The sequence below is a fragment of the Aeromonas sp. ASNIH4 genome (assembly GCF_002934425.1).
Taxonomy (GTDB): domain Bacteria; phylum Pseudomonadota; class Gammaproteobacteria; order Enterobacterales; family Aeromonadaceae; genus Aeromonas; species Aeromonas hydrophila.
Genome location: NZ_CP026217.1, coordinates 2243512 through 2266194, shown reverse-complemented (window position 1 = coordinate 2266194; position 22683 = coordinate 2243512). Strand labels below are relative to the sequence as shown.

Genomic DNA, 22683 nt, shown 5'->3' with positions numbered 1-22683 from the left:
TTTCATTCCTTGTGTGTGCTTACTTGCTTTTGTTATCGATCATCACGGCGAGCAAAATCACGCTGGCCTTGGCGATCATCTGGTAATAGGACGATACGTCGAGCAGGTTGAGGGCATTGTTAAGGAAGCCGATGATGAGCGCCCCGATCAGGGTACCCATGATGCGGCCCTTGCCCCCCATCAGGCTGGTGCCACCCAGCACCACGGCGGCGATGGCATCCAGCTCGTACCCCATGCCGGCGGTCGGCTGGGCGGAGGAGAGGCGGGAAGTGACGATGAGCCCGGCCAGTGCCGACAGCATGCCGCACAGACCATACACCGCGAGCTTCACCCGGTCCACATTGATGCCGGAGAGGCGGGTGGCCGATTCGTTGCCGCCGAGGGCATAGATGTAGCGACCCAGGCGAGTGTGGTTGAGCATGAACCAGGCCAGCAGGAAGACGATGGCCATCAGCCAGATGGGCACCGGCAGACCGAACAGATAACCGGTACCCAGCCAGGCGAAGTGATCGGCGCCGTCACTGAAACCGGTGGAGATTGGGCGCCCCTCGGTATAGACCATGGTGACGCCACGCAGGGCGGTCATGGTGACCAGGGTGGCGATGAAGGCCTGTACCTTGCCCTTGGCAATGATGAGGCCGCTGATGCCGCCAAGCAGGGCGCCGGCCCCCAGGGTGAGGGGGATCACCAGGGCGATGGGCAGCTCCATGGCGACCATGGTGGCGGCCAGGGCGCCGCACAGTGCCAGTACCGAGCCGACCGACAGATCGATGCCGGCGGTGAGGATGACCAGCGTCATGCCGACCGCCATGATGGCGTTGACCGAGGTCTGGCGCAGGATGTTGAGCAGGTTGTCGGCGGTGAAGAAGTTGGGGCTCAGGAAGGAGACCACGCCGATCAGCACCAGCAGCGCGACCAAGGATTTGTTCTCGATCCACCAGGCCTTGCTCATGACGCCGCGGCGGGAAAGGGTTTGGGTTGTCATTGTGCTGCCTCTTGCTCTGCTTGCCACTGTTTACCGACTGCCGCTGCCATCAGCTTCTCCTGATTGGCATCGCGGGTGTTGAATTCTGCGCTGATGCGCCCTTCGTGCATCACCATGATGCGATCACTCATGCCGAGCACTTCCGGCATTTCGGAGGAGACCAGGATGATGCTCATCCCCTCCTTCTTGAACTGGTTGATGAGCTGATAGATCTCCTTCTTGGCGCCGACATCGACGCCGCGGGTCGGCTCATCCAGGATCAGCACCTTGGGCCTTGTCAGCAGCCCCTTGGCGATGGCCACCTTCTGCTGGTTGCCGCCGGAGAGCAGCTTGATCAGCTGATCCTGACTCGGGGTCTTGATGTTGAACAGACGCACATAGTCGCCCACCGCCTGGCGCTCGGCCTGGCCGTCAATCTTGCCGTGGTTGATGAACTCGCCAAGGGCACACAGGCTCATGTTTTCGCGCACCGACAGCTCCAGCACCAGGCCATCGCCCTTGCGATCCTCGGAGATGTAGGCGATGCCGGCGGCCAGGCCATCGGCCGGGCTCTTGGGGACCAGAGCATGGCCATCCACGGTAATGTCACCGGCGCTGATGGGGCTGGCACCGTAGATGAGCTTCATCAGCTCGGTACGCCCGGACCCCATCAGGCCGCTGAAGCCCAGAATTTCCCCCTGACGCAGGGAGAAGCTCACGCCGCGCACGCCGGGGCCGGCCAGATCCTTGACCTGCAGGCTGACCGGGCCAAGCTCGCGGGCGAGGCGCGGGTACTGCTCTTCCAGCCGGCGACCCACCATCATCTCGATGATCCTGTCTTCGTCGAGCTCGCTCACCGCCTGCTCGCCGATCCATTTGCCATCGCGCAGCACGGTGACCCGATCACAGATTTCGAAGATCTCCTTCAAGCGATGGGAGATGTAGACGATGCCGCAGCCCTGCTCGCGCAGCTCGCGGATAACCACGAACAGCTGCTCGGTCTCGGTGTCGGTGAGGGCATCGGTGGGCTCGTCCATGATGATGACGCTGGCATCAAAGGAGAGCGCCTTGGCGATCTCCACCATCTGCTGTTCGCCGATGGAGAGATCCCCGAGCCGGGTATCCGGGCCGTGTTTGACGCCAAGCCGAGCCAGCAGACCGCTGGCCCGCTCGCGCAGCTGCTTGTGGTCAATGCTGCCAAAACGGGTACGGGGTTCGCGGCCGAGGAAGATGTTGGCGGCAATCGACAATTCCGGCAGCAGGTTCAGCTCCTGGTGGATGATGCTGATCCCCTGATCCTGAGAGTCGCGAGGGCCCTTGAAGTGAACCGGCTGGCCGCGATAGCTGATGCTGCCCGCATCGGCCTGGTAGATGCCGGTCAGTACCTTCATCAGGGTCGACTTGCCGGCGCCGTTTTCGCCGAGCAGGGCCATCACCTGACCCGGATAGACCTTGAGGCCCGCCTCATCGAGGGCACGCACCCCGGGGAAGGTCTTGACGATCCCGGAAAGAGCCAGAATGGGCGAGGGGAGCATATTGGCGTTGCTCATAGCTGCTTCCTTGGGAATTTAAAACGCCACGCCGGCGCAGAGAATGAGGTTGGCGTAGGGGGTCACCTCGCCGCTGCGCACGATGGCCTTGCTCTGGTGGGAGCGAGCCTTGAATGCTTCGTGCAGGCAGTACTCGATGGTGATGGGTTTGCCCTGGGCAGCGGCGTGCGCCTCCAGCTGATCCACCAGCGCCTGATGGGCGGCGGGGCTAATCTGCTTGATCTCGCTTGCCATGATTACCTTCTCCACCACCAGGTCGGTGAGCAGGGCGGTCAGCACGCTTTCAAGGCTCGGCGTCCCCGCCATCAGCGCCAGATCGATGCGCTCCGGGCCGGCCGGGATGGGCAGGCCGGCATCGCAGACGGTGATCTCGTCGGTGTGACCCATCCGTGCCACCAGGGCACTCAGGGGAGCATTGAGCAGTACGCCTCGTTTCATACAGCACCTCGGCAGGCTATGCCCGCGTATCTGATGTTAGCTAGGCAACCGGTTACGCAACCGGTTGCGTCATGAGGTGGAAGATAGGCGCTCAGGCGGTTTTGATCCACCAAGAGATGGCAGAAATGTGAAAACGATCTCAATGGCGAGGGGAAAGCGGGGAAAAACAGGTGCCAGAAGAGCACTGGCACCCGCAACGAGCGAACTAGAGGGCGAGCCCTTGCTGCACGCCGGGGCGTGCCAGCATGCGCCGATAGTGGTCCGCTACCTTGGGAAATTCGCTGATGGCCACCCCGTCGCCCTCGAGCCAGCTCGCCACCACGAACAGGTAGATGTCGGCCAGGCTGAACCGTTCCCCCAGCACCCAGGGGCCGGCCAGATAATGGCGTTCAATCTCGGCAAAGCCCTCGCGCATGTTGTGCGGCACCTTGGCCTGCATGGCGGCGATGGCCTGCGGGTCATCGGCCCAGCGGCTGCCGCGCCGGCCGTGGGCATGGGCGACGTGCACGGTGGCGGCGAGAAAGCCGTGCACCTCCTGCATCCTGGCCAGCAGGAAGGGGTCGTCCAGCGGCGCCAGCCCGGCATCGGGAAAACGCTGCGCCACATAGAGCAGCAAGGCCGGCGTCTCGGTGAGCACGCCCCGCTCGGTGACGAGAGCTGGCACTCGGCCTTTGGGGTTGATGGCAAGATAGGCAGCGGAGCGCTGCTCGCCAACCGCCAGATCCAGCTGCTTGATCCGGTGAGGGGCACCGGCTTCGGTGAGGGCGATACGCACGGCCATGGCGCAGGTACCGGGCGCAAGATAGAGGGTCAAATCAGACATGAACATCTCCTTGTGAAGCGCGTGCCTCCTGTGATCCCGGGTAGGGCGGGGCGCGCAAAAAAATCCGCACTGTCGCCTGGCATCCTACGCCCCTGGTTGGCGTCGGCCAAGAAGGGGATCCTGGCCTGGACTATGGGGGCTGATGAAATCAAAGGCTTTTTGAGCGCAGACGCGCGGGAAAAACGGCTACGCATGCCGGGTCAAATCGCTATAATGTGCTCCCTGAATAGCTGTTTTTCGGATGTTGGATAGTCAATTGAGTAACAAAATGCGGATAGGTGGTTCCCTCGAACAGTCCCTGAGCCAGGGATATCGTCTCGACCTCAAGGGGGTATTGCAGGAGAGCTGGCAACAGACGCGGCGCACCGGATTCGGCCTGCTGCTGGCCATCGTCGGGGTGACAGCCATCTGGATGCTGCTGAGCAACACCCTGCTCGCCCCCTACGTCAATCAGGAAGGGGGGATGGACGTGGCCCTGGTGCTGAGCCTGCTCATCACCATCATCATGTCGCCGATGACCTCCTCCCTCGACATGCTGGGCTTGCAGCAGTCGGTGGGGGTGCGTGCCCGGCCGAGCCAGGTATTTGACTTCTTTCGCCACTTCCTGCGCCTTGGCAGCCTGAGCCTGCTCGGCAGCCTCATCACCAGCCTGTTCGGCCCGCTGTTCGAACTGCTGGGTCTGCCGGTGATGCTGGCCTTCATTCCGTCGGCCCTGATCGGCATGGGGCTGGTTTTTACCGTGCCGCTGGTGCTGGAGCGCGGCCTGTCGCCGGTGCAGGCCATCCTGGTCTCCCTGCGCCTGTTTGCCCGCGGCTGGCCCAGCATAGTGCTGCTGCACGGGGTCATGATGGCGCTGTTCTTCCTGGCGCTGATCCCCATGGGGCTCGGACTTATCTGGGTGGCACCGCTCTATTTCAACTGCAAGGGGATCCTCTACCGGGATCTGTGCGGGGTGGCGGTCGAAGTGACCGAGGTGAGCCAGGGCCCCGATCATTTCAACGCCTGACGGCATGCAGGGCGTCAGACAACAGCTACAGATAGCGGCGCGTACAGATGCGTGATGCAAAAGGATGGCATATGAACAATCGATACGGGATGGCGGCCACGCTGCTGATGGCGCCCATGCTGGCAGTGGCGCAGCCCTCCCTTGAGCTGCAGTACGGCACCTTCTACAGCCAGATGAAGACCTTCGCCAAAGGGGAGTTTGGTCACGCCAGGCTGGGTTTTTATCTGACCGATCAGCAAAATGGCCGGCGCTGCCTGCTTACTTCGGCCCGGGTTTCGACCCTGGATCGGGACGTGGCGGCCGAGGTGACCGTCGACAGCGAATTGCGGCTGCCCTATGACGACGACTTGAATCTCGACAAGGCGACCGTGGTGGTGGGGCTCACCGAGCCCCATGAGGCCTGCGATCTGTCGGTGCAGGTGATGGCGGACGTGCCGCCGCCGGCAGACAGCCGGTGGGAGCTCAAGGTGAGCGAGCTGACGGGGCGCCAGCACGACATGCAGAGCCTGTTGGAAAAGCTGGCCGGCATGGTCGGCAAATATTTCCTGCCCGAGATGACGGGGGTGAGGGTCAGCCTGGTGCAGCCAAGCGGCACCGCCTACCTCATCGACGGTGCTCGCCAGTTGCCGCTGCCCTGGCAGGAGGGACAACTGCTGCTGAGCAACGCCCAGCTGGCGGAGTTTGCCGAGGGCAAGCTGAAGCTGCAGGGGGAGATCCTGCGGCTGACCCCCTGGCTGCACAAGGGCTAGCCCATCTTGAGCCGTCACTGAGGGTGGCCGGCATAAAAATGAAAAAGGAGCGCCAGGCGCTCCTTTTTTGTGGCTGAGGTGGGCTTAGCGCACCTCAATCACGTCCAGCATGTCCATCTCGTCGATGTCCAGCAGCGGTGCCTTGGGCAGCTCGGGCGGATCAAACGCCTTGTCGCCGCCGTCGATGATGCCGGAGTCGCGGTTGATGCTCTTGAAGTCAAACAGCTTGTGATCGAGCAGGTGGCTCGGGATCACGTCCTGAATGGCGGTGAACATGGTCTCGAGACGACCCGGGAAGCGGCGATCCCACTCCTGCATCATCTGCTTGATGGCCTGGCGCTGCAGGTTCTCCTGGGAGCCGCACAGGTTGCACGGGATGATGGGGAAGGCCTTGACCTCGGCGTAGCGCACCAGGTCCTTCTCCTTGCAGTAGGCGAGCGGGCGGATCACCACGTTCTTGCCATCGTCGCTCACCAGCTTGGGCGGCATGGACTTGAGCTTGCCGCCGTAGAACATGTTGAGGAACAGGGTCTCGAGGATGTCATCGCGGTGGTGGCCAAGGGCAATCTTGGTACAGCCCAGCTCCTGGGCGGTGCGGTAGAGAATGCCGCGGCGCAGGCGGGAGCAGAGTGCGCAGGTGGTCTTGCCCTCCGGCACTTTCTCCTTGACGATGGCGTAGGTATCCTCTTCGACGATCTTGAAATCGATGCCGAGGGTGGTCAGGTATTCGGGCAGCACATGCTCGGGGAAGCCGGGCTGCTTCTGATCCAGGTTGACCGCCACCAGATCGAAGTGGATGGGGGCGCTGGCCTTCAGGCTCATCAGAATGTCGAGCATGGCGAAGCTGTCCTTGCCGCCGGACAGGCACACCATGACCTTGTCACCCTCTTCAATCATGTTGAAGTCGGCGATGGCCTGACCTACGTTGCGCCGCAGGCGCTTCTGCAGTTTGTTGAAACTGTATTTTTCTTTGGCGTTAAGCTCTTCTAGCATGACCTGAAACCCGGGACAAAAATAAGCGGCTTATTATAGCCATGTCCCGGGGGAGGGCAAGAAAGGCTTATGCTGGACGGCGGCTATCGACCGGGCAGCTGTAATCGGCGGGCTTGAGGATCAGCATGTCGCAGGCGAGACGATCCACCACGTGTTCGGCGGTGTTGCCGAGCAGGGCGGCGGAGAGCCCGGTGCGACCAACGCACCCCATGATCATCAGGGTGGCCTGCAGCTCGCCGGCGAGATCGGGCAGCACCTCTTCAGGCAGACCTTCCGCCACCCGTGTCCAGAGATGGCCGATGCCGTATTTGTCGGCGTGGCTCAGCAGCAGGCTCTCGTGGTGTTTGCGAATGGCGTCGTTGTAGGCGTTGGGATCAAACTCCGGCAGCTCGATGGCCACGTTAACCGGGGTGCCCGGGTAGGTGTTGACCAGATAGAGGTTGGAGCCGAGCAGCTCGGCGATGGCGATCCCCTCTTCGGTGATCCGCTCGTTGAGCAGTTTCTGATCCTGATCGTCGCTGGAGCAATTGATGGCGGCGATGATGTTGCCGCCCCGCTGCCAATGTCCCTCTTTCACCAGCAGCACGGGGCAGGGGCACTTGCGCAGCAGATGCCAGTCGGTGGGGGTGAAGATGAAAGTTTGCAGGAAGGAGTGGTGGTGGGTGGCCTTGACCACCAGATCGTGGCGCTGCTCCAGCACTTCCTGAATGATGCATTCGAAGGGACGGTTGTGCCAGACCACCTTGATCTCGCAATCCAGTCCACGGGCGCGGTAGGGTTTGAGAATGTCGTCAAGCCATTCGCGGCGCTGGGCAATCACCCCGTGGCGCATCTCTTCCCGCTCATCCACCGACAGCATGGCGGTCATTTCATACGAGAAGTCGTAAATGGTGAGCAACAGGGTCAGTTGGGCGCCTTCATCCAGCTCGGCTACCTTGACCGCACGTTCGAGGGCGATTTGCCGCTCTTCTTCCGGGTTGATGACCACCAGAATTTTTCGGTACTTGACCATGTTCTCCTCCTCCTTGGCAAAAATACCAATGATGGCAGACCTTTAGCCATTACAGCTTAGCTCAGGAGGAGAAGGGGGGACGTGTGCCGGATCAAATTTCGGGGTAAACCGATCCGGCACCAGAGAGAGGAAGCTTAACCGCAGGGGGGACGGGTTGCACCGGCCATGACGCCGAGGGCGACGTGATCCAGTACGGTAATGTACTTGCCCTTGACGCTGATGAGACCGGACTTCTGGAAGCGGCCCAGCAGGCGGCTGATGGTCTCGACGGTGAGGCCGAGGTAGTTGCCGATGTCGCCGCGGGTCATGGAGAGGCGGAACTCCTTGGCGGAGAAGCCACGCTCGGAGAAGCGCACCGACAGGTTGTGCAGGAAGGCGGCGAGGCGCTCTTCGGCATTCTTCTTGGAGAGCAGCAGGATCATCTCCTGGTCGCCCATGATCTCGTTGCTCATCAGCCGCATGATCTGCTGGCGCAGCTTCGGCATCTTGCCGGAGAGATCGTCGAGCACATCGAACGGGATCTCGCACACCATGGCGGTTTCCAGCGCCTGGGCGAAGGAGGGGTGCGCCTGCTTGTGGATGGCGTCAAAGCCGACCAGATCGCCAGCCAGGTGGAAGGCAGTGATCTGCTCGTCACCCTGCTCGGTGATGGTGTATGACTTGATGGTCCCGGAACGGATGGCGTAGAGCGATTTGAGCTCATCGCCGGCCTTGAACAACTCTTCACCCTTCTGGATCGGCTTCTTGCGTTCGATGATGCTATCCAGCTGATCGAGCTCGTTGTCGTTCAGAGTGAAGGGAATGCAGAGCTGGCTGATGCTGCAATCCTGGCAATGAATTGCACAGCCACCGCTCTGAATACGTCTGCCAGGTTTCTTTTCCGGGATCATAGGCTCATACGAATAATTGATTTATATCAAACAAGTTTACCATCAACTCATCCGTTTTGGATAGGGTTTCAAAAGGACGCAATCCCGATCCAGAGGGTATGCAGCCCGTATGCGATGAGCAGCAGGGCGCCACCAAGGCGCAAACTGCGCAGGGTCAGCCAGTAGCGCAGCCGATCCGCCAACCCTCCCAGCGCAAACAGGGTCGGCAGGGTACCGAGGCCGAAAAAGAGCATGATCAGCGCCCCACCGCCAGCGGATCCCGCCGCTGCGCTCCAGGTCAGCATGGAGTAGACCAGCCCGCAGGGGAGCCAGCCCCATACCATGCCAAACGGCAGTGCCTGCCAAGTCGAGGTGAAGGGGATGAACTTGCCCGCCAGCGGCTTGAGGTGGAGCCACAACCTGGCGCCAATGCGCTCGAGCAGCAACACCCCCTGCCACCAGCCGGCGAGATAGAGCCCGAGGGCAATCATCAGGAAGGCCGCCACCAGCCGCAGGCCGGCGATGGCGTGCTTGCCCGCGCCGAGTTCACTGGTGGTGGCCAGCAGCCCCCCGACCAAGGCACCGGCAATCACATAGCTGAGGATCCGGCCGAGGTTGTAATTGAGCAGGTAACCAAGCCGGCCCCAGAAGTGCTGCTTTTCGGCAGGAATGGCCATGGAGAGGGCGGCTGAGACACCGCCGCACATGCCGATGCAGTGGCCGGCGCCCGCCAGTCCCACCAGCAGGGCACCCAGCAGATCAAGGGTGGCCGTCATCTTTGTGCTCGTGTTCGGCGTGTTTGGGGGCGGGTTGCTCTTCATCGAACAGGATATTGGAACCCTGGCGGTCGAGATCTTCAAACTGCTCGGAGCGAATGGCCCAGAAGAAGACGGCGCCGGCGATGATGACGAAGAGGATGGCGATGGGGATGAGGACGAAGATGATGTTCATGCAGCAAACCTTGCAATGAAAGGGGTCATGGTACACCACGTTGGTGGCCGCGGGCCCGTCGATTTGATGGTGAAGGGAGCCTGAGCGGAGCCAGCTCCCTTCACCCTGTCTGTCCCTGTGGCCACGGCTCAGCGGTTGAGCCGCATGGAGTTGGTGACCACGATGAGGGAGCTCAATGACATGCCCGCCGCCGCCACGTAGGGGGGCAGCCAGCCGCTCGCCGCCAGCGGCAGCACCAGCAGGTTGTAGCCGATGGACCAGGCGAAGTTCTCCTTGATGATCTTGCGGGTGCGCAGCGCCAGGGCGCGGGCATCCAGCAGGCGGGAGAGATCGTCGGCCAGCAAAATGGCGTCAGCGCTGTTCTTGGCCAGATCGGTGCCGCCGGCCATGGCGAAGGAGGCGTGGGCACCGGCCAGCACCGGGGCGTCGTTGATGCCATCACCCACCATGATGCTGATGTCGCCGCGGGCCTCGTGCTCCTTGAGATAGGCCAGCTTGCCATCCGGCGTGACACCCTTGACCAGCTCATCGACCCCCAGCTCGCGGGCCACCTCGTCGGCCTGGGCCGAGCTGTCGCCGGTGAGGATGGTGGTCTTGAGGCCGGCCGTCTTGAAGGCCTGGATCAATACCTTCGCATCGGGGCGCAGGGTGTCGGTCAGCAGGAAACGGGCGAGCGCCCGGTCCTCGTCGGCCAGGTAGATGACCAGCCCGTCCGCTCGTGTTTCTTGGGCATCGCTGATGCCGAGCCAGCGGGCACTGCCGAGGCGATAGTGGCGACCCTCGATCACCCCTTCGATACCGTGTCCGATGACGGGGGTCACCTTGCTGGCCGCCAGCAGCACTGCGTCCTCTGCGGTATTGCTGCGAAAGGCGCGGGCGATGGGGTGCTCGGAATAGGCCTCCAGGGCGCGGGCGATGGCAAGGCAGCGTGCCGCGTCGAGATTGCCCAGGGCCTCCGTGCTGGTCAGGCTGATGTTGCCCGTGGTCAGGGTGCCGGTCTTGTCCATCACGATGCGGTTGGCCCGGGTCAGCACGTCCAGCACGTGGCCGCGGCGCAGCAAGATGCCGGCACGGGTCAGGCGAGCGGTGGCGGAGGTTAGCGCGGTGGGGGTGGCCAGTGACAGGGCGCAGGGGCAGGTGGCCACCAGTACCGCCAGGGTAACCCAGAAGGCCTGCTCCGGCTGATGGAAGTGCCAGAAGGTCCAGACGCCAGCGGCGATGAACAGCAGTACCAGAATGAAGTGGCGGGAGAGCACGTCCGCCATCTGGGCGATGGCCGGTTTGTCGTCCAGCGCGTGATCCTGCAGCCGCATGATCTGGGCCAGGCGCGACTCTTCAATGCGATGGCTGACCCGGATCTCGAGGGGGGCGTCGGTGTTGATGGTGCCGGCATAGACGGCATCCCCCGCCTGTTTGAGCAGCGGCAGCTGTTCGCCGGTCAACATGGATTCGTTGAGGCTGGCCTGCCCAAGCCGGATGATGCCATCCGCCGGCAGGGTGGCACCCGCCAGCACCCGTACCCGGTCGCCCACCTGCAGCGTCTTGGCGGCCACCTCGTGTTCACCCTCCTCATCGAGCCGGGTGGCCATGATGGGCACCAGTCGCGCCAGGTTGGAGCTCGACTCGGAGGCCTTGCGTCTGGCCCGCAGCTCGAGGAAGCGCCCCAGCAGCAGGAAGAAGACGAACATGGTGATGGAGTCGTAGTAGACCTCGCCGGTGTTGAACACGGTGGCCCACATGGAGGCGACGAAGGCACCGATCAGCGCCAGCGACACCGACACGTCCATGGAGAGATGTCCCTGCTTGAGGCTGCGCCAGGCGCCCACGTAGAAGGGCTGGGCCGAGTAGATCATGATGGGGGTGGAGAGCAGCAGACTTATCCACTTGAAGTAGACCATGAACTCTTCTTCGACACTGATGAAGAGGTCCATGTAGAGCGCCACCGCGCACATCATCACCTGCATGGAGCCGAGCCCCGCCAGTGCCAGCCGGAACATGTAGCTGCGCACCTCTTTGGCGTAGAGCGCTTCCTGCTGGTGAGTCTGGAAGGGGTAGGCGCGATAGCCGATCTTGGCAAAGCCTTTGAGGATGTCGCTCAAAGAGAGCCGGTCCGGATCCCACTTGATGCGGGCCCGGTGGGTGGTGGTGTTGACGTTGATGTAGTGCAGCCCGGCCAGGTTGCCCAGATGGCGTTCGATGAGCCAGGCACAGGCGGCGCAGGTCAAGCCTTCCACCGTCAGCTGGATCTCGCGCACCTTGTGGCTGCCGGTGGCGCTGTCGGTGACAAAATCCTGCTGCACTTCGGCCAGATCATAGTGGGTGAGGGCGGCGAGCTCTGCGGGCACCAGCTCGCCCTTGGTGCCAGGAGCGGTGCGGTGCTCGTAGTAGCTGGCCAGGCCGCACTCCAGAATGGTTTCCGCCACCGCCTGACAACCGGGGCAGCACATGGGCTGGACTATGCCTTTTATCTCGAGGGCATAGCGGCTGCCGGCGGGCACCGGCTCACCACAGTGAAAGCAGCCGCTCATGACAGCTGACCGCAGGCCGCCCGACCTGTCGGCAGAAACAGTGAAGCGCCGGTCACTGCCGGCGTGTCATGGTGAACAGGACGGCTCATGACTCAGCGTCCTTTGGGATCGAGTTCGACGGGGGCCTTGGTGGGGAGCTGGACAGTCTCTTGCAGCCGCCATTCATGGTTGAAGGCATCCACCCGCACGTGCCACTTGCCGGTGAGCGGCTTGTCGAGCAGCAGGCGATAAACGCCGTTGCCGTCGGCGGTCACCATGTGCTCGCTGTCCATGCCGGCGAGTGTAGGGTGAAACAGGGAGAGGTAGAGCGCCTGGCCGGCCGGGATATCGCCCGACAGCGGCTTGAGGGTCAGCTCGTTGCCGTTGACCTCCAGCGCGATGTGGATGTTGAGGGCTTCGGAGCGATCAAACTTGCTGAGATCCTGATTAATCTCTTTGCCTTGCTTGTAATAGTCTTCGGCTACCAGGTTGACGCCATCTTTGCTGGCGATGATCGCCGTGCTGATGCTGCCGATCACGGCTGCGGTCGGGAGGGCGATGATGAACCAGGGCCAGAATTGGCGATACCAGGGTTGGGACATAGTGCTACTACCGTGAAACCAGTGATTAACGAAACAGAGGGATTTCAGTCAACACAAGATAACAAAAAGCCTCGAAGAGTCGAGGCTTTTTGCTGAGTAATCACGTGTTTATCACATGTTACTGCTTATTTTGCTGGTCGTTGTGGGACAAGCTGTAAACGTAGGAGGCGAGCAGGTGCACCTTGTCTTCACCCAGAATATCCTTCCAGGCCGGCATCACGCCGTGACGACCGTGGGTGATGGTCTGTTCGACCACCTGACGGGAACCGCCGTAGAGCCAGGTGTTGTTGGTGAGATCCGGCGCTCCGAAGGCGATGCCGCCCTTGGCGTCCGGACCGTGACAGGCGGCGCAGATGGTGAAGCGTGCTTCACCCTTCTTGGCTTCCACCATGTCCACCTTGCGACCGGAGAGGCTCAGCACGTAGGAAGCCACTTCCTTGACCCCGTCCTTGCCGAGGATCTCGCCCCAGGCAGCCATCACGCCCTGACGACCGCCCATGATGGTGGTCTTGATCTGGTCGGGCGCGCCGCCCCATTGCCATTCGCTGTCGGTCAGGTTCGGGAAACCGCGACCACCGCGGGCGTCGGAGCCGTGGCACTGGGAGCAGTTCTGCAGGAACAGACGCTGACCCACCTTGCGGGCTTCCGGATCGGCGGCGATCTCTTCGATGGCGCGATAGGTCTTGCCATCGGCCTGATAGGCCAGCTCGCGGAACTTGGCGCCGTAGATCTCGTCGGCCTTGATAAGCTCGCGATCGTACTCCACCGCGCGCCCTTCAGCCTTGGCGGAGGCCGCCGCGGCCTTGGACTCGGCCAGCGAGCGTACGTCCTGGTTGGAGCTCTGCCAGCCCAGTACACCCTTGAAGTTGCCAAGGCCCGGGAAGGCGACCAGATAGACCAGACCGGTGACGATGAAGAAGAGGAACATGTAGGTCCACCACTTCGGCAGCGGGTTGTTGATCTCTTCGATGCCGTCGAAGGCGTGTCCCATGGACTTGCCCTCTTCCACCCCCATCTTGTCGCGCAGGCACCAGACCAGCAGCAAGAAGCAGCCGAGGATGGTCCCCAGACTGATGACGGTGACAAAAATGCTAAACAAAGTGCTCATTATTGTTTCGCTCCTGCGTTCTTGTTATCAGCACTGGGTTGCTCGTCGTCGGCAAAAACCAGATTGGCAGCCTCGTCGAAGGAGGTCTTGCGGCGCTTGCTGTAGGCCCAGACGATGATGCCGATCATGATGGCCATCAACAGCAGGGTATACAGGCCGCGAAATGTGCCGTAATCCATATCCTGACTCCTTTATTTCAGGGCATGACCCAGTGATTGCAGATAGGCTACCAGCGCATCCAGCTCGGTCTTGCCCTTCACGGCCTCGCCGGCACCCTGAATGTCGGCATCCGTGTAGGGTACGCCGAAGTGATCGCGGAACAGGGCCAGCTTCTTGCCAGTCAGTTCACCGGTCAGCACGTTGGTGTCGAGCCAGGGGAAGGCGGGCATGTTGGACTCGGGCACCACGTCGCGCGGGTTGATGAGGTGGGCACGATGCCAGTCGTCGGAATAACGACCGCCAACCCGGGCCAGATCCGGACCGGTACGCTTGGAGCCCCACAGGAAGGGGTGCTCCCACACGCTCTCACCGGCGACCGAGTAGTGGCCGTAACGCTCGGTTTCGGCGCGGAACGGACGGATCATCTGGCTGTGGCAGACGGTGCAGCCTTCGCGGATGAAGATGTCGCGCCCTTCCATCTGCAGAGCGGTATAGGGCTTGAGGCCTTCGACCGGCTCAGTGGTCTGCTTCTGGAAGAACAGCGGGGTGATTTCGACCAGGCCCCCCAGGCTGATGGCAAATATGATGCCGACCACCAGCATGGGAACGCTCTTTTCAAAGATCTCGTGACGGTTATTGTTGCTCATGCTTTGACCTCTTCAATCATGCTGGCTGTGCGACAGGTTCCAGGGAACCTTTGGGCGCAGTGATGGTGCGATAGGCGTTGTAGGCCATCAGCAACATGCCGGTGACAAAGAAGCAGCCACCCAGGAAGCGCACGAAGTAGAAGGGATAAGAGGCCTGCAGCGCTTCTACGAAGCTGTAGGTCAGGGTGCCGTCGTCGTTGACCGCACGCCACATCAGACCCTGCATCACCCCGGAAATCCACATGGCGACGATGTAGAGCACGGTGCCCACGGTAGCCAGCCAGAAGTGGACGTTGATGAGCTTGATGCTGTACATGCGGCCCTGGCCGAACAGGTTCGGGATCAGGTGGTACACGGCACCGATGGAGACCATGGCAACCCAGCCCAGTGCGCCAGAGTGGACGTGACCGATAGTCCAGTCGGTGTAGTGGGAGAGGGCGTTGACGGTCTTGATCGCCATCATGGGGCCTTCGAAGGTGGACATGCCGTAGAACGACAGGGACACGATCAGGAAGCGCAGGATGGGGTCGTAACGCAGTTTGTGCCAGGCACCGGAGAGGGTCATGATGCCGTTGATCATGCCGCCCCAGGAGGGCACGAACAGGATCAGGGACATCACCATGCCCAGCGACTGGGCCCAGTCAGGCAGTGCGGTATAGTGCAGGTGGTGCGGACCGGCCCAGATGTAGAGGGAGATCAGCGCCCAGAAGTGAACGATGGAGAGACGGTAGGAGTAGACCGGACGACCCGCCTGCTTGGGCACGAAGTAGTACATCATGCCGAGGAAGCCGGCCGTCAGCAGGAAGCCTACCGCGTTGTGGCCATACCACCACTGCACCATGGCATCCATGGCGCCGGAGTACATGGAGTAGGACTTCATGCCGGAAAGCGGCACTTCCATGTTGTTGACGATGTGCAGCACGGCCACCGTGATGATGAAGGCACCGAAGAACCAGTTCGCCACATAGATGTGGGAGGTGGTGCGCTTGACCAGGGTGCCGAAGAAGACCACGGCATAGGCGACCCAGACGATGGTGATGGCGATATCAATCGGCCATTCCAGCTCTGCGTACTCCTTGGAGGTGGTGTATCCCAGCGGCAGCGAAATGGCGGCCGAGAGGATGATCGCCTGCCAGCCCCAGAACACGAAGGAGGCAAGCTTGCCGCCGAACAGTCGGGTTTGACAGGTGCGTTGCACCACATAGAAGGAGGTCGCCATCAGGGCGCTACAGCCAAACGCGAAGATGACCGCGTTGGTGTGCAGAGGGCGAAGGCGACTGTAAGTCAGCCAGGGAGTATCAAAGTTGAGGGCAGGCCAGATCAACTGGGCTGCGATCAGTACGCCAACCGACATGCCGACAATTCCCCAGACAATCGTCATGATGGTGAACTGGCGAACAACGGTGTAGTTGTACTCAGGATGGTTAGTTGTATGGCTCATCGTTGTATTCCGCTTCCGATGCTGCTGTTGTTTGATTTTGTGTCCAGTGACGTGGACCGACTTCATTGGCTACTGCCTTTTCTCTTGTTAACAACTGTTAATAAAAGGAAAAGCAAAAAGTAGCTAAATGAAAATTCAATGGGAATGATACTGAACTGACAGGTAAAATAACAGTATAAACAGTGATATATTTGGCTCCGTTGGGTCTCGCCTGTTCAATTATTTACCTTGCGCGAGATCACGAAAATGTCATTTTTCAGACATCTTACAAGGCTGTTTTTTCATGAAAGAGAGACTCACTTCACGCAAAATTGTCCATTTGGCGATCGTCCTGGCCATTTTGCTCGGATTGGTTGCCTATCGAACCTGGTTCGGCAATGTGCAGACGGCGGTGGCGGGATCAGAAAAAGATCAGATTTGTGATCTGTCCCACACCAGCTGCAACACCCGGCTGGGTGACAAGCCGTTGACCGTTCGCCTTGCCTCGCTGCCGGTGCAGGCCGAACGTGACTTTGTGATACAGCTTCAGGGCGGCGATCCGGCCGTGACGCCGGTGAAGGCGTGGCTGGAGGGGCGGGACATGTTCATGGGGACCATTCCGGTCAACTTTGAGACCACCGAGCAGGGCTGGCAGGGGACTACGCTGGTGGGATCCTGCACCTCGCCGCTGATGGTCTGGCTGCTCAATATCGAGTGGAGCAATGGCCAGCGCCAGCAACTGGCGCTCTCCGTCGCCCGCTAAATGCCTCGCCTGATTGAAGAAAGGATGGGGGGTGAGGTGAAAATTGATTTGAATTTTTCAGGCGGGGCGTTACCTTGCACTGATTGTCAGGGAGTGAAGTTCATTTAATCATGATTGAAAAACAAGCATTTTATCGCACCCTCAACCAGCAGGCCCAGGCATTGCTGGAAGGGGAGCCGGATCTCATCGCCAACCTGGCCAACCTGTCTGCACTGCTCAACCAGGAGCTGGCCGACATCAACTGGGTCGGCTTTTACCTGTTGCAGGGCGAGACCCTGGTGCTCGGCCCGTTCCAGGGCAAGCCGGCCTGCGTGCGCATTCCGGTCGGACGCGGGGTGTGTGGTACGGCGGTGGCCGAGGGCAAGACCCAGCTCATCGACGACGTGCACCAGTTTGAAGGCCATATCGCCTGCGACGGTGCCAGCAATGCCGAAATCGTGATCCCGCTGCGGCGTGGTGGCGAGATCATTGGCGTACTGGATATCGATAGTCCAATCTTTAACCGCTTTGATGCGCAAGACCGGATTGGACTGGAAGAAACGGTGCAAATTTTGGAAAGCATGCTCTAAGTCATTGCTTGATGGTTCGCAAAAGGCCCCAAGCTCTCTATAATGGGGCCTTTGTTGTGCTCGGGTGTGCCCGCGCGTTTATATGAAAGCCAAGGTTATACATGGAAAACACTGAGAAGCTGAAGAACAGTAAAGAGATCGTTGCCTACCTGGTCGAGAAATTCCCGGCCTGCTTCATTGCTGAAGGAGAGGCCAAGCCGCTCAAGATTGGCATCTTCCAGGATTTGGCCGAGCGTCTTGCTGACGACGCCAGAGTCTCCAAGACCATGCTGCGTTCTGCTCTGCGTCAATACACCTCCAGCTGGCGTTACCTGCATGGCCTCAAGGCCGGCCAGGCCCGTGTCGATTTGGACGGCAATCCGGGCGAGCTGCTCACCGAAGAGCACATCGAGCACGCCAAGCAAGCCCTCAAAGAGAGCAAAGAGCGTGTCTTTGCCAGCCGTCGTACCAACACCAAAGAAGAGAAGGCCAAGCAGCCACGTCGTCCTGCCCCGCGCAAGGCTGATGCTGCCGCCAAATCCGACAAGCCGAAAGCCGCTCCCAAGGCTGCTCCCGCTGCTGTCGAAGCACCGCTGGTCAAAGTGGATGCCGCAACCCTGAAAGTGGATCAGGGCGTCCGGGTTGTGCTGGGCAAGTCTCCGGTGCCGGCCACCATCAAGGAAGTGACCAAGGATGACGTTCAGGTTCAATTGCAGACCGGCATGATGCTGCGGGTCAAATTCGAGCACCTGGTTCTCTAAGGAGACAAATGTTGAAGCATGGCGTAATTCGTTTTTCCCTCGTTGCCTGTAGCCTGGCGCTTGCCGGGCTTGCACAGGCCATCGAGCCGGTGCTCAAGGAAAGTGATTTGCCTGTGTTGGCTCAGGAGAGCCAACATGCTACGGCTAGCAAGCGAATTGCCAATCTGTTTACCCGCTCGCATTACAAGCAGTTCAAGCTGGACGATGCCTTTTCCTCCGTGATCTTTGACAAGTATCTGGAGAATCTGGACTACAGCCGCAACCTGTTTCTGGCCTCTGATATCAGCCGCTTTGAAAAGTACCGTACCGGTTTTGACACCGACCTCGAGAGAGGGCGGCTGGCACCGGCTTACGAGATGTTCAATCTGAGTCAGCAGCGGCGTTATGAGCGGTTCGAATACGCCCTCAAACTGCTCGATACTCCTTTCGATTTTACCCAGCCCGACAACTACATCTTTGATCGGGAAGGGGCGGCCTGGCCGAAAGACGAAGCCGAACTCAACGAGTTGTGGCGCCAGCGGGTCAAGTTCGATGCCCTGAGCCTCAAGCTCAGCGGCAAGGAGTGGCCCGAGATCAAGGAACTGCTTGGCAAGCGTTACAACAACGCCATCAAGCGGATGTCCCAGACCGAGAGCGAGGACGTGTTCCAGCTCTTCATGAACTCCTTCGCTCGCGCCATCGAACCGCACACCAGTTATCTGTCTCCGCGCAGCGCCGATCGTTTCAACACCGAGATGAACCTCTCGCTGGAGGGGATTGGTGCCGTGCTGCAGGCCGAGGATGACTTCACCGTCATTCGCTCCCTGGTGCCAGGTGGTCCGGCAGCCAAGTCCAATCACCTCAAACCTGATGACAAAATTGTCGGGGTAGGGCAGGACGACGGCAAGATTGTCGATGTGATCGGCTGGCGTCTCGATGACGTGGTTGAACTCATCAAGGGACCAAAAGGCAGCAAGGTGAAGCTGGAGATCCAGCGTGGCAAGGGTGCCGCCGCCAAGACCGAGCAGATCGAGCTGGTGCGCGACAAGGTGCGTCTGGAAGACAGGGCAGCCAAATCCAAGGTGATCACCGCCGAAGGCAAGAAGATCGGGGTGCTCGAGATCCCGAGTTTCTACGTCAACTTGCATGACGACGTGATCAAGGAGCTCTCCAGCCTCAACAAGCAGAAGATCGATGGCCTCATCGTCGATCTGCGTGGCAACGGCGGCGGTGCGCTGACCGAAGCCTCTGCCCTGAGCGGCCTGTTCTTCGCCAGCGGTCCCGTGGTGCAGATCCGGGATCACATGGGCCGCATCACCGTCAACGGTGATGACGATGGCAACGTCTACTACGGCGGCCCCATGTCGGTGATGATCGACAGGTACAGCGCCTCGGCCTCCGAGATCTTCGCCGCCGCCATGCAGGATTACGGCCGCGCCCTGATCCTCGGCGAGAACTCGTTCGGCAAGGGCACGGTGCAGCAGCATCGCAGCCTCGCCAAGGTGTACGACTTCTACGAGCAGCCGCTTGGTCACGTACAGTACACCATCGCCAAGTTCTACCGGATCAACGGTGGCAGCACCCAGAACAAGGGCGTCGCTCCGGACATCAGCTTCCCGACCGCGGTGGCACCGGAAGAGACGGGCGAGAGCCGCGAGTTCAACGCCTTGCCGTGGGACAAGATTGCATCGGCCAAGTACGACAAGCTCGGCAACTTCGCCAGCCTGCTGCCCAAGCTGCAGTCTGCCCACGAGGCACGGATCAACAAGGATCCGGAGTTTGCCTACGTGATGCAGGACATTGCCGACTACAAGGAGGAGAAAGACAAGAAGTCGGTCTCCCTCAACGAGGCGGAGCGTCTGGCGGATCAGGCCAAGCAGGACGAGAAAGCACTCAAACGCACCAACGAGCGCCTTGCTCGTCTCGGCAAGCCGGCGGTGAAGAGTCTGGATGAACTGCCTGCCGATTTCGAGGCCCCCGACGAGTATCTGGTTGAGGCTGCCAACATCACGGCGGACTTGGCCAAGCTCAGCAAACGCAGCTGATCATTGGCGAGTCAATTAATCAACAAGGGCGACTGAGGTCGCCCTTTCTTTTGCCTGAATGCAAACTATTTGACCCTGCCAACCGGTTGTGACAGCCTCTGACACGTCAATTACAAGCGTGGAAGCAAACAATAATGACCGATCTCTCCCAGGCCATGACGGCCAAATATCGCCAGGATTACCGGGCTCCGCTCTACTGGATCGACAGCATCGATCTCGACTTTCAACTGCAGGAGCCGCTGACCCAGGTGACCGCCATCTCCCGTCTGCGGCGCAATGGCGAGCACAATGAACCGCTGGTGCTGGATGGGGAGGGGCTCTCCCTGCACAGCGTCAGCGTGGACGGGGTACCCTTCACCCAGTACGAGCAAGGCGAGAGCAGTCTGACCCTGTTCAACCTGCCGGCCGAGTGCGTGCTGACCATCGTGACCCTGCTGGATCCGGCCGCCAACACCGCGCTGGAAGGACTATTCAAGTCAGGCGACGCCTACTGCACCCAGTGCGAGGCGGAAGGGTTCCGGCGCATCACCTATTACCTGGACCGGCCCGACATTCTGGCCCGTTACAGCACCCGCATCACCGCCGACAAATCCCAGTTCCCTTTCCTGCTCTCCAACGGCAACAAGGTCGACAGCGGCGATCTGGGTGACGGCCGCCACTTCGTGCAGTGGCAGGATCCCTTCCCCAAACCGAGCTACCTGTTTGCGCTGGTGGCCGGGGACTTCGACGTGGAGCGCAGCCACTACACCACCAAGAGCGGCCGCAAGGTGGCCCTCGAGATCTTCGTCGACAAGGGCAACCTGGACCGCGCCGGTTTTGCCATGGAGAGCCTCATCAACTCCATGCGCTGGGATGAGCAGCGCTTCGGCCTCGAGTACGACCTCGACATCTATATGATCGTGGCGGTGGACTTCTTCAACATGGGCGCCATGGAAAACAAGGGGCTCAACATCTTCAACTCCAAGTTCGTGCTGGCCAACCCGGCTACCGCCACCGACAGCGACTACCACGGTATCGAGCGGGTGATCGGCCACGAATACTTCCACAACTGGACCGGCAACCGCGTCACCTGCCGCGACTGGTTCCAGCTCAGCCTGAAAGAGGGGCTGACCGTGTTCCGAGATCAGGAGTTCTCCTCCGATCTGGGCTCACGCGGGGTCAATCGTATCAACAACGTGCGCACCGTGCGCGGCCCGCAGTTTGCCGAAGATGCCGGCCCCATGGCCCACCCCATCCGCCCGGATGTGGTGATCGAGATGAACAACTTCTACACCCTGACCGTCTACGAGAAGGGCTCGGAAGTGATCCGCATGCTGCACACCCTACTGGGTGAGGCCGCCTTCCAGGCAGGCATGCGCCTCTATTTCGAGCGCTTTGACGGTCAGGCCGTCACCTGTGACGACTTCGTGCAGGCGATGGAAGATGCCTCCGGGGTCGATCTCGGCCGCTTCCGCCGCTGGTACAGCCAGTCCGGTACCCCCGAGCTCACCGTGACCGACGAGTACGATGCCGAAAGCGGCGTCTATCGTCTGCACGTGAGCCAGCACACCCCGCCGACCCAGGATCAGCCGCAAAAACTGCCGCTGCATATTCCGCTCGACATCGAACTCTATGATGAGCAAGGGGCCGTCATTCCGTTGCAGTATCAGGGCAAGGCCATCGGCAACGTGCTGGACGTGCTGGAAGCAGAGCAAACCTTCGTGTTCGATCGGGTGGCGGTCAAGCCGGTGCCCTCCCTGCTGCGGGACTTCTCGGCACCGGTCAAGCTGCATTTTGACTACAGCGACGAAGCGCTGGCCTTCCTGATGCGCCATGCCCGCAACGAGTTTGCTCGCTGGGATGCGGCGCAGATGCTGATCAACAAGGCGGTCATCGACGGCGTGGCCCGGGTGCAGCACGGGCAGGGGGTTGAGCTCTCCCAGACTCTGCTGGTGGCCTTTGTCGCCATTTTGGATGACGGCGAGCTGGACCCGGCCCTCAAGGCGGAGATCCTGGCACTGCCGGGTGAGGCGACCCTGGCCGAGCTGTTCGAGGTGGCCGACATCGACGCCATCCATCAAGTGCGCAACGAGATCCACACCTCGCTGGCCCACGCCCTCGGTGCCCGTCTGACAAGCAGTTACGAGGCGCTGCGCCTGCCGGCTTATCAGGTGGTGCACGCCGACATGGCCAAGCGGGCGCTCAAGGGGGTCGTGCTGGGCTATCTGGCAGCGCTCGACACCGGCAGTGCCGATCTGCTGGTACGCCAGCAATATGCCACCGCTGACAACATGACCGATACCCTGGCGGCGCTGCAGGTGGCCAACAGCCATCTGCTGCCGTGCCGCTCCGAGCTGCTGGCCGATTTCGAAGGCAAGTGGGCCAAGGACGGGCTGGTGCTGGACAACTGGCTGCGACTGGTGGGCTCCAAGCCGGCGGAAGACGTGCTGGAGGAGGTGAAGCTGGCGATGGCGCATCCTACCTTCAGCATCCGCAACCCGAACCGGCTGCGGGCGCTGGTGGCCAGTTTTGCCATGAACAACCAGGTGCAGTTCCATGCGCGCGATGGCCGCGGCTACCGCTTCCTGACCGATCTCTTGATCGAGCTCAACGAGGTCAATCCACAGGTGGCTTCCCGCCTCATCACCCCGCTCATTCAGTTCAAGCGGCTCGATGAGGGGCGCAAGGCGCTGATCCGCACCGAGCTGACCCGTCTGGCCAACCTCGAGGGGCTGGCGCGGGATCTGTTCGAGAAGGTGAGCAAGGCGCTGCAGCAGTAAACCCGACGGGGTGGGGGAGCCATCTCCCAC

Annotated in this window: 22 protein-coding genes; 7 read left to right on the top strand and 15 right to left on the bottom strand. The window is 60.9% G+C overall.

What is annotated here, in order from left to right:
* Positions 1-19: 19 nt before the first annotated feature.
* The 4 genes from rbsC to C2U40_RS10370 form a co-directional block, all read right to left on the bottom strand.
* Entirely contained in the window at positions 20-985 is a 966-nt protein-coding gene (gene rbsC / locus C2U40_RS10385; RefSeq protein ID WP_011706157.1) for a ribose ABC transporter permease, read from the bottom strand.
* Positions 982-2514: a ribose ABC transporter ATP-binding protein RbsA gene (gene rbsA, locus C2U40_RS10380; protein WP_181014696.1), complete on the bottom strand. Its 1533-nt coding sequence runs from the start codon at positions 2512-2514 to the stop codon at positions 982-984. The genes rbsC and rbsA overlap by 4 nt, the downstream gene beginning before the upstream one ends.
* A gap of 18 nt (positions 2515-2532) precedes the next feature.
* Positions 2533-2952, bottom strand: a complete 420-nt coding sequence (gene rbsD, locus C2U40_RS10375; protein WP_077096250.1) for a D-ribose pyranase — start codon at positions 2950-2952, stop codon at positions 2533-2535.
* 205 nt (positions 2953-3157) lie between these two features.
* Positions 3158-3775, bottom strand: coding sequence for a glutathione S-transferase family protein (locus tag C2U40_RS10370; protein WP_029300922.1), 618 nt, complete (start codon positions 3773-3775; stop codon positions 3158-3160).
* Between the two features lie 268 nt (positions 3776-4043).
* Here C2U40_RS10370 and C2U40_RS10365 point away from each other — a divergent pair, with 268 nt between their 5' ends.
* Both C2U40_RS10365 and C2U40_RS10360 read left to right on the top strand, forming a co-directional pair.
* Positions 4044-4781, top strand: a complete 738-nt coding sequence (locus C2U40_RS10365) for a hypothetical protein (RefSeq protein WP_029303065.1) — start codon at positions 4044-4046, stop codon at positions 4779-4781.
* Between the two features lie 71 nt (positions 4782-4852).
* Positions 4853-5530, top strand: coding sequence for a DUF2987 domain-containing protein (locus C2U40_RS10360; protein ID WP_045526511.1), 678 nt, complete (start codon positions 4853-4855; stop codon positions 5528-5530).
* 84 nt (positions 5531-5614) lie between these two features.
* Here C2U40_RS10360 and ttcA read toward each other — a convergent pair whose 3' ends face one another.
* From ttcA to ccoN, 11 genes are all read right to left on the bottom strand, one after another.
* The gene (gene ttcA, locus C2U40_RS10355) at positions 5615-6523 is read right to left on the bottom strand and encodes a tRNA 2-thiocytidine(32) synthetase TtcA (protein ID WP_011706151.1); all 909 of its coding nucleotides are present in this window, start codon (positions 6521-6523) and stop codon (positions 5615-5617) included.
* Positions 6524-6590: 67 nt separating this feature from the next.
* Positions 6591-7535: a universal stress protein UspE gene (gene uspE, locus C2U40_RS10350; protein WP_005300766.1), complete on the bottom strand. Its 945-nt coding sequence runs from the start codon at positions 7533-7535 to the stop codon at positions 6591-6593.
* Positions 7536-7669: 134 nt separating this feature from the next.
* Positions 7670-8425, bottom strand: a complete 756-nt coding sequence (locus C2U40_RS10345) for an FNR family transcription factor (RefSeq protein ID WP_005300768.1) — start codon at positions 8423-8425, stop codon at positions 7670-7672.
* A 68-nt stretch (positions 8426-8493) separates the two neighbouring features.
* Positions 8494-9180, bottom strand: coding sequence for a sulfite exporter TauE/SafE family protein (locus C2U40_RS10340; protein WP_103826869.1), 687 nt, complete (start codon positions 9178-9180; stop codon positions 8494-8496).
* Positions 9164-9355, bottom strand: coding sequence for a cbb3-type cytochrome oxidase assembly protein CcoS (gene ccoS / locus C2U40_RS10335; protein ID WP_005300771.1), 192 nt, complete (start codon positions 9353-9355; stop codon positions 9164-9166). The genes C2U40_RS10340 and ccoS overlap by 17 nt, the downstream gene beginning before the upstream one ends.
* A 128-nt stretch (positions 9356-9483) precedes the next feature.
* Positions 9484-11883 (bottom strand): heavy metal translocating P-type ATPase, encoded by a 2400-nt coding sequence (locus C2U40_RS10330; protein ID WP_041218010.1) that lies wholly within the window; start codon positions 11881-11883, stop codon positions 9484-9486.
* A 92-nt stretch (positions 11884-11975) separates the two neighbouring features.
* The gene (locus C2U40_RS10325; protein ID WP_011706148.1) at positions 11976-12464 is read right to left on the bottom strand and encodes a FixH family protein; all 489 of its coding nucleotides are present in this window, start codon (positions 12462-12464) and stop codon (positions 11976-11978) included.
* 118 nt (positions 12465-12582) lie between these two features.
* Entirely contained in the window at positions 12583-13572 is a 990-nt protein-coding gene (gene ccoP, locus C2U40_RS10320; protein ID WP_024945236.1) for a cytochrome-c oxidase, cbb3-type subunit III, read from the bottom strand.
* On the bottom strand, positions 13572-13751 hold the full coding sequence (locus C2U40_RS10315; RefSeq protein ID WP_005300779.1) for a CcoQ/FixQ family Cbb3-type cytochrome c oxidase assembly chaperone: 180 nt from the start codon (positions 13749-13751) through the stop codon (positions 13572-13574). The genes ccoP and C2U40_RS10315 overlap by 1 nt, the downstream gene beginning before the upstream one ends.
* A gap of 12 nt (positions 13752-13763) precedes the next feature.
* Positions 13764-14378 (bottom strand): cytochrome-c oxidase, cbb3-type subunit II, encoded by a 615-nt coding sequence (gene ccoO, locus C2U40_RS10310; RefSeq protein WP_005300783.1) that lies wholly within the window; start codon positions 14376-14378, stop codon positions 13764-13766.
* Between the two features lie 16 nt (positions 14379-14394).
* Positions 14395-15819 (bottom strand): cytochrome-c oxidase, cbb3-type subunit I, encoded by a 1425-nt coding sequence (gene ccoN / locus C2U40_RS10305; protein WP_016350679.1) that lies wholly within the window; start codon positions 15817-15819, stop codon positions 14395-14397.
* A 283-nt stretch (positions 15820-16102) separates the two neighbouring features.
* On the opposite strand from ccoN, the gene C2U40_RS10300 reads away from it, so the two are divergent.
* The 5 genes from C2U40_RS10300 (at position 16103) to pepN (ending at position 22653) form a co-directional block, all read left to right on the top strand.
* Positions 16103-16561, top strand: a complete 459-nt coding sequence (locus tag C2U40_RS10300; protein WP_103826870.1) for a hypothetical protein — start codon at positions 16103-16105, stop codon at positions 16559-16561.
* 110 nt (positions 16562-16671) lie between these two features.
* Positions 16672-17130 (top strand): GAF domain-containing protein, encoded by a 459-nt coding sequence (locus tag C2U40_RS10295; RefSeq protein ID WP_011706144.1) that lies wholly within the window; start codon positions 16672-16674, stop codon positions 17128-17130.
* Positions 17131-17231: 101 nt separating this feature from the next.
* A complete protein-coding gene (proQ, locus tag C2U40_RS10290) occupies positions 17232-17870 on the top strand; it encodes an RNA chaperone ProQ (RefSeq protein WP_017410055.1) in 639 nt (212 codons plus the stop codon).
* An 8-nt stretch (positions 17871-17878) separates the two neighbouring features.
* Positions 17879-19894, top strand: coding sequence for a carboxy terminal-processing peptidase (gene prc, locus C2U40_RS10285; RefSeq protein WP_016350681.1), 2016 nt, complete (start codon positions 17879-17881; stop codon positions 19892-19894).
* Positions 19895-20028: 134 nt separating this feature from the next.
* The gene (gene pepN / locus C2U40_RS10280) at positions 20029-22653 is read left to right on the top strand and encodes an aminopeptidase N (RefSeq protein WP_103826871.1); all 2625 of its coding nucleotides are present in this window, start codon (positions 20029-20031) and stop codon (positions 22651-22653) included.
* The last annotated feature ends 30 nt before the right edge of the window (positions 22654-22683 follow it).